Genomic DNA, 7,372 nt, shown 5'->3' on the forward strand with positions numbered 1-7,372 from the left:
GCAATCATTGTTCTGATTTTTTCATAAAAAGAATATAAAGTATACATACTAAAGCTACTGGTCCTGCTAAAATCAAACCACCTACTATTCCTACAATAGCTAGAAAAGTAACATATTTTTTTACTGCAGACATAGGATTCAAAAATTTACCCGATTTATATATAAATAATGCCACTACACCACCAGCAATACACCCAGCAAGCATCCCCATAAAAACTTTTATTAGAAAAACATCACCATGCGCTGCTCTTTTCCCTAAAGTTTTCGCTATAGCCATACAGAGAAACATCACCACAAACCATGAAAAACTTTTTATTTTATCCGTAAAAAACTTAACTATAACAGTAACACAAGCGAACCTCGAAAACCACACCCCGTCTTACTCTCGCAAGACTTCAGCGTATTTGTCTAAAGTTGTTTGTGTCTTATAAGTGACTTATAGACATTTTTTCGTCATTCCTTATATGCACGCATATTACTTTATCAAAAAACCTTTCGCTATTCAACAAGCGTATTTTAAATTAATTTGCTAGAATTTATTTTAGCATATTTCTATCGCATTATGCGTAATTATATGCGTTAAAATCTATCCCCAAAAGAAAGGACCGCTTCGATTACTCGAAGCGGCCAAGCCATTTAGATCTTTAATTTTAGAAGTTGTATTGGTAGGAGAGAACAACGATTTTGGTGTAGGAATCATACATTTTAGCATTTTTGTATGCATCCGCACCATGACCATGCATTCTCATATCGCCTACATCCATATAACCGAAGGATGCAGCAATGGTTTGTTTTTTATCATGATATTGAATACCAAGAGTATAAGTATCGCGTTCACCAGTGGGAACCATGAAGTCACCGGTTTCATCGGGAATACCGCGTTCGTCATGAGCCATACCAGCCAACAAAGAGTACTTATCGCTTAATTTGTGTTCAATACCGATAGCATAACGCCAGCCATCTTTCCAGTTTTTAACACCACCGAGGGTAGTTTGATTCAAAATAGCAGGATCAACATTCATCCAAAAAGCATCGAAACGGCTCCAACGAGTCCAGGTAGCATTGAACTCCATACGAGTTTTTTCGTCAAATTTATGACCATAACCGAGCATCCAGCTTTCCGGCAAGGTTACACAACCATAAGCATCACCGTATTGATGTCCACCATTCCAGAATGCGCCGAAACCATGCATATCATAATCTGCTTCCATAGAGTGTTTCACTTTACTACGATATACAACGCCAACCTCATTTTTGTCGTCAAATTCGTAATTAAGAGCAGCATTCCAGCCAAGCGCAACACTTTCACCTTTAATATGTAACGGAGTATCGCCCTTACCATCTAAAAGATTTTGACCTGCTTTATCGGCAGCTTGTTGATAAGCTGCTACTTGTTCACGAGTAATTTTTCCTGCAGCAATACCCGCGTTAATCATAGCCTCAGTTTTATCTTTAGCGCTAGGATCATGTATGCTACCTGCAGCAGCGCTCAAATTTTTATCCAAAACTAAACCAACATAGTTAATCTCAGCACCAACAGAAGCAGATAATTTTTTATCAAGTTTTTTCGCATAGTTCATACCGAGGCTAACACCATTCAATCGAGAGCTGAACGCATTAGTGCCAACGAGAGAATCACGTTCAAATTGACACATATTACCAAAACGAGTATAGGTAGCCATACCTAACCATTCAGTATCGTTAAGTTGTTTTACATAGTACATACCAGGAACAAGTGCAGGATTAACTCTATTGCGACCATTAAACTCTTGACCAGTTGCCACATTGTCAGCTTCCCATTTACCGTGGGGAGCAATGTACGCAAGAGACACTTTCGCTTTTTGACCTTCAATTTTAGTCATAGCAGCCGGGTTGTATGCCATATTAGCTGCGTCGTTTTCAGCAAACATACGAGCACCGCCCATACCGAAGCCTTCTGCGGACCATTCGTTGATGGAGAAGCCTTCTGCACCTACAGCTTGCGGAGCCAAGAGAACAGCGGCTGCACTTATAGCCAATAAATGTTTTTTCATCTTAAAACTTTCCTTTCAAATTAAAAATAAGACAGGTATATTTTACCATATTTCCTTTTTCCCAAAATAAAAAAGTACTGTTCCAAATCGTGTGGTGTGGTCACCCCTAGTCCGTTTTCTGTGGTTTGAGAAAATTTAATATTTAGTGTGGTTCTCCTGTTCCACTTGTGTGGTCAGGCTGTTACGTTTATGTGGTTTCCCTGTTCCGCAAGTGTAGTTGGGAAGCCACATTTTATTTTCTAACATAAAAAAGCCTCCTATCTTACAATAGTATTAATCCAAAATCTATTTGGTAAGAAAGGAGGGAGACGAAAATGTCTCACAATCAGTTTATCACAGATATACTCAATATCAAAGAGGACCTTATTAAAGAGATTTTTACCATTAAACAACCCAGTGGTGATCTTATCATCAAAATTAAGCTTGTACTCACCCCATCCATTTGCCCCTGTTGTGGTAATCAAGCCAATATTCATGGTTATATTAAACGCAAACTAGTCCATTCAATCCTTGTGGATAAGCCCTGCTGCATCATCTACCAACAGCGTAGATTCAAATGTAAGCGTTGCAGCTTTACTTTCAGCGAAAAGAATCCTTTTGCCAGTCCGCACGGAAACATGTCTCATGCTACTAAGATTAATATTCTTAGGGCACTGAAAAGTTATCATACTACTTATACAGACGCTGCAGAGCGATTCAATGTTTCTAAGCAATCTGTTCTCAGACTATTTGACAAGCACGTCAATATTCCAAGGAAGCAATTACCAGCAGTCTTATCAATTGACGAACATTACTTTCCAAACTCTGACCGAGATGCTCTTTACTGTTGCGTATTAATGGACTTTTTAACCGGTGAAATTTTAGATTTACTTCCAGACAGGCGTAAAAAATATCTAGGTAACTATTTCAGTGAAATCAAAGCTCAATCTTTTAATTATAAAACATTAACTAGTGAATTAAGTATAGTTCAATATATTTCAATTGATTTATATGATAATTATAGAGATGTTGCTAAGATGTATTTCCCAAAAGCTGTCATTTGTGCAGACAGTTTCCATGTTATTAAAAATCTAATGGATTGCTTTTCCAAAGTGCGTTTACGTTGCCGTACCGGTACTGAAGATCCGTACTTAAAATATCTGCTAACACACTTTAAATATATATTCAGACATGAACAGTTCCTAGATAACGAACCTCGATATAACAAATACTTTAGAAGATATATGAATCTCAGAGACTTCCGTGACTATTTATTTCAATTGTTTCCAGATTTAGAAATAGCCTATAACTTGAAAGAATTCTACATAATGTTCAATGAAAACTGTATAGAAGAAAAAGCCAGAACATCTTTTGAAGAAGTAGTCAATAAATTTGCTAATTCTGGAATAGAAGAGTATGATCCATTCTATCGACTACTGCTAAATTGGCAAGAGGAAATAATAAACTCTTTCAAAATTGTTAATTCCAGAAGAATCAATAACAGCTTAAGTGGAAATTACTCGCCATAATTTCCACATAATTTTCTTATTCATAGGACCGCACGCTTGCCAATTGTGCGGTCCTGCACCTTTTATAAGCAAAACAAAAAGGGCAGTAGATACTCGGAACACTCCGAATAACTACTGCCCTTTTTTATTTTTATAAGCTCAAAAATTTAAAGCCCTAAAACCTTTCTTGCGCGATCAGCTATTTTCTTTTCAATAGGTACTTCCTTTTTCTTTGATTGTTCTTTTGCTTTAGAAGTTTCCGCAGATACTTCTTGCTCCTGTTCCACTTCACTAAATGGATCTAAATATTTGCTCAACATCAAACCAGATACAGGTGCATCCTTGCTATCCAAAGACCGTCCAAAAGCACCAGTAAAGGTCAAATATGTATCATCATGCAATTTTAACCAAGTGAAAAATTCGTCTTCGGGATACTCTTTTGTTATTGCGCTATTTTTATAGTCTTCCCATTTTGCATCACATGGCAGTCCAGCACTATCTAATTTTTTTAAGCATTGTATCCTTCCACGAACGCCCATTGTTGTCAATCGTATAGCTATTACTTTATTATCACGGAAATAAACAAAACAAGACCCTTTATCCAATGTTACAAAATCATTTTGTTCCATATACCCAACAGAGCCACCATTGATTGTTTCCCTAGCAATATAATACTTTCCATCCTGTTTAGCCTGTATTGCGTATTGATAGTCTGGGAGCCTTAATAATTCTTCCTTGCTCATTCCAATATATGCACCATTTATTGTTTCAGTAGGAGCAGCAAAACAAGTAGTACCTATAAAAAGACTACTTAAAACAGCAAATAGCAAAAAAATTTTTTTGAACATCATATCTCCCCCTAACCTTTTATCCACAAAAACAACTCCGGCTAAGTAAAAACAATATTAAAATTCTTTAGCGATCTGCAAGCCTTCTGCAACAGCAACCGCAATTTTTTCTTCAATGACTTCAGCAGAAACATAATCCATGTTTTGCGCTGCCACCACTTGCAACGGACCAATGCCCCACAGCCAAGATAACGCCTTTAAATATGGGGTCGCTTGCTCCAGTTCGTCACCAGTTGCAATATCCATCCCCCTAGTAGTAATGTACATCATCTTTTCCGCTTTACAGTTACCATAGCAAGTTTTGTCATTTGATTTAAAGGTAACATCAAAAATTGAGCATAATTCAAAAAACACCTTCAATGCCGCAGGAATGGACATATCCCAAAACGGAGCAGCAATCACGATTCTGTCAGCATCCCTCATTTGTTCTGCCCATGCCATTACTTTTTGCGGAATCTCTCCGTGCATTCTCTTGTTTAAAAGTTCCTTTTGCACAACATCCAAATCAAGATCATTCAATGCAAGTTTAGTAACATTATATCTATTGGCCAGCTCTGCCACTATCGGTTCCGCAATTCTTTTTGTCCTAGATTCTTCATCCCTAATGCAAGCATCAATATATAATAAATTTCTCATGACACTCACCCCCTTTACTATCAAAACCCTAAAATTTTTCGTGCCCAGTCTGCAATTTTCTTTTCAATGACCTTGTTCCATACGCAAGCTTTCCCTATATTGTCTTGCTTCTGCCACCATTGTAAAAGTGACAGTAGCATTGTGATGTTGTTTAACAACTTTTTCAATTTCCTTCAAATCAACCTTGAAAAATTCCTTGCGTTGGTTTACTTTGTTTACTTCTTTACTTCTAAACGTTTGGTGTAATGCACTTTCCAGCGCTGGAGCGTCTTCAGAAAAAATCATCGCATGCACGTCAAATTCAAACGGCACAGAAGCGTCGCCTAATTCCTTAACCCTATCCATAGGCTCCAGTCTTCGTGTCATGCCAATTTTATAAACATCTTCACCGAAAGACCCAATATTGGAAATTACATAAACGAAGCCTGCCCTAGTGTTTTGTTCACGTTGCAGCACGTTTTCTTTATCTTTTTCCAACAATTTAATTTTTTCTTCAAGTTCTCTAATTTTGTCATTGTACAAATTGCGTTCAATGTCATTTTGAGACTGTTGTAAATATCTCATCAGCTTGTCAACTTCGCCTTTAAATTGTTTTTCTTCTTTTTCTATTTTGGCTTTCTCTTTTTCAATTTCACGGCGTACTTTTTCTTCTTCAATCATCTGAGCCTTGATAGCTTGTTGTTGTACAATATACCCTATAATACGGACTAAATTAGCTAATTTAAAAAAGGAAATTATACAGTTCTATACTGGCTTTAGTCGTACGATTTTTAGAAGAGGGCCCCTAAAATCGGACTAGATAAAAGTATAATCCCCGTTTTTCGGACTGTATAAAAGTACTAAAACCCCACATTTCGGACTATGGAAAAGTATTAAAACCCCATAATGCGGACTGTGAGAAAAATTTATATTGCTAGTTATAGCCGGTTATGTTATTTTTAACATAGAAAGGGTGATTTTTGTGAGTAATAACCTATTTGAAGATTGGCAAATCAAAGCCCTTAGAGAATCTGGCTATGTAACGCGAGCCTCTGAAAAGGTTGTTATGTTTAATGCAGAATTCAAGCAGAAATACTTCGAAAAAAGATTAAGGGGTTATAAACCTGAAGAAATTCTTAAAGAACTAGGCATTAATCCTAAAATTCTAGGTTATAAACGAATTGTTTCTATGGATTGGAGAATAATGGAGCAAGGCCGTCTTGGTAAAGGCTTTTATGACCATAAGTACAAGGCAAGAGATTTTACTGAGAGCAACGAAAGCAATAGAAACCGTATAGAACGCCTTGAAACAGAACTTGCCTATACTAAACAAGAGCTGGAATTTATAAAAAAAATCTTAAAAGCAGACGAAAAATGCCAAGATTAACTGCCGAACTAAAGCCTTCTGAAAAATATGCTATTATCCGAGAAATGACTTCTAGAGATGATAATCTTCTCAAGATAACCCACTTGTTGGAAATCGCCGGAGTATCTAAATCAGGATACTATGATTGGATAAAGCAGGAAAACTATAGGTTGCAAAGAGAAATCAAGGATAGATCTGATTTTGAGATTATTTTAAATGCTTATAATTACAGAGGTTACAAAAAAGGAGCTCGCGGTATTTATATGCGATTGCTTCATGAATCACCTCCTGTGGTTATGAACATCAAGAAAATCCGACGTTTGATGAAAAAATATGATCTCAAGTGTCCCATCCGTAAACCTAACCCATATAAGAGGTTTTATAAAATTTCTAATTTGGCTAGAACAGCTCCCAATATACTGAATCGTGAATTTGAAGAACATGGCCCTCGAACGATTCTGTTAACTGATATAACTTATTTGTTCTATAAGGGCGGTCAATGCTATTTATCTGTTATTATAGACTGTTTTACAAAACAGGTATTAGCCTATAAAGTTAGCCAATCTTTGGCCGTAGACTTTGTTTTAGAGACCGTTAATGAGTTAATGGATAAACATGGTTCAGAATTGAATACTGACGTACTTTTACATAGTGACCAAGGCGTCCAATATCGCAGTTATTCGTTTGTTGAGCTTTTACAGAACAAGGGAATCAGGCAATCTATGTCCAATAAAGGCGTCTGTTGGGATAATGCACCGCAAGAAAGCTTCTTTGGACACATGAAAGATGAGTTAGTAATTTCTGATTGTTCGACTATTGAAGAAGTTATTGAACGCATTGATGATTGGATGGATTATTACAACAACGAAAGATACGTTTGGGAACTGCAAAAAATGAGTCCAAATGAATATTGGGAATATCTGAAAAACCAATAAGTCCCTGGCTGCATCTGTGTTTATAACAATACAGATGTCGCCAGGTTTTTCTTTTTTCAAAATAGTCCTTGACACGGGGTGCAATTTA

The 7,372-nt window shown here is 36.7% G+C and carries 7 protein-coding genes and 1 pseudogene; 3 read left to right on the forward strand and 5 right to left on the reverse strand.

Annotated elements, in window-relative coordinates; all coding sequences use genetic code 11:
- Positions 1-4: 4 nt before the first annotated feature.
- Both ACJMM4_RS03940 and ACJMM4_RS03945 read right to left on the reverse strand, forming a co-directional pair.
- Complete coding sequence (locus ACJMM4_RS03940; RefSeq protein WP_405379876.1) at positions 5-277, reverse strand: hypothetical protein; 273 nt, start codon at positions 275-277, stop codon at positions 5-7.
- A gap of 373 nt (positions 278-650) precedes the next feature.
- Positions 651-2,033 (reverse strand): OmpP1/FadL family transporter, encoded by a 1,383-nt coding sequence (locus tag ACJMM4_RS03945; RefSeq protein ID WP_405379878.1) that lies wholly within the window; start codon positions 2,031-2,033, stop codon positions 651-653.
- 314 nt (positions 2,034-2,347) lie between these two features.
- On the opposite strand from ACJMM4_RS03945, the gene ACJMM4_RS03950 reads away from it, so the two are divergent.
- Positions 2,348-3,541, forward strand: coding sequence for a transposase (locus ACJMM4_RS03950; RefSeq protein ID WP_405383156.1), 1,194 nt, complete (start codon positions 2,348-2,350; stop codon positions 3,539-3,541).
- 146 nt (positions 3,542-3,687) lie between these two features.
- Here ACJMM4_RS03950 and ACJMM4_RS03955 read toward each other — a convergent pair whose 3' ends face one another.
- The 3 genes and pseudogenes from ACJMM4_RS03955 to ACJMM4_RS03965 form a co-directional block, all read right to left on the reverse strand.
- Positions 3,688-4,395 (reverse strand): hypothetical protein, encoded by a 708-nt coding sequence (locus ACJMM4_RS03955; RefSeq protein ID WP_405383158.1) that lies wholly within the window; start codon positions 4,393-4,395, stop codon positions 3,688-3,690.
- Positions 4,396-4,425: 30 nt separating this feature from the next.
- Complete coding sequence (locus tag ACJMM4_RS03960) at positions 4,426-5,004, reverse strand: NAD(P)H-dependent oxidoreductase (RefSeq protein ID WP_405383160.1); 579 nt, start codon at positions 5,002-5,004, stop codon at positions 4,426-4,428.
- A 63-nt stretch (positions 5,005-5,067) separates the two neighbouring features.
- Positions 5,068-5,727, reverse strand: a pseudogene (locus tag ACJMM4_RS03965) (GIY-YIG nuclease family protein); the annotation flags it as partial.
- A gap of 238 nt (positions 5,728-5,965) precedes the next feature.
- On the opposite strand from ACJMM4_RS03965, the gene ACJMM4_RS03970 reads away from it, so the two are divergent.
- Positions 5,966-6,370 (forward strand): HTH domain-containing protein, encoded by a 405-nt coding sequence (locus tag ACJMM4_RS03970; protein WP_405383162.1) that lies wholly within the window; start codon positions 5,966-5,968, stop codon positions 6,368-6,370.
- Positions 6,358-7,284, forward strand: coding sequence for an IS3 family transposase (locus ACJMM4_RS03975; protein ID WP_405383164.1), 927 nt, complete (start codon positions 6,358-6,360; stop codon positions 7,282-7,284). Before ACJMM4_RS03970 ends, ACJMM4_RS03975 begins: the two co-directional genes overlap by 13 nt.
- Positions 7,285-7,372 lie beyond the last annotated feature (88 nt).

It is taken from the genome of Phascolarctobacterium sp. (genome assembly GCF_045124115.1).
GTDB lineage: Bacteria > Bacillota > Negativicutes > Acidaminococcales > Acidaminococcaceae > Phascolarctobacterium_A.

Excerpts from the sequence above, each read along its gene's own strand:
- ACJMM4_RS03950 (WP_405383156.1), top strand. The coding sequence starts at position 2,348 with ATGTCTCACAATCAGTTTATCACAGATATACTCAATATCAAAGAGGAC.
- ACJMM4_RS03975 (WP_405383164.1), top strand. The coding sequence starts at position 6,358 with ATGCCAAGATTAACTGCCGAACTAAAGCCTTCTGAAAAATATGCTATT.
- ACJMM4_RS03945 (WP_405379878.1), bottom strand. The coding sequence starts at position 2,033 with ATGAAAAAACATTTATTGGCTATAAGTGCAGCCGCTGTTCTCTTGGCT.
- ACJMM4_RS03940 (WP_405379876.1), bottom strand. The coding sequence starts at position 277 with ATGGCTATAGCGAAAACTTTAGGGAAAAGAGCAGCGCATGGTGATGTT.
- ACJMM4_RS03960 (WP_405383160.1), bottom strand. The coding sequence starts at position 5,004 with ATGAGAAATTTATTATATATTGATGCTTGCATTAGGGATGAAGAATCT.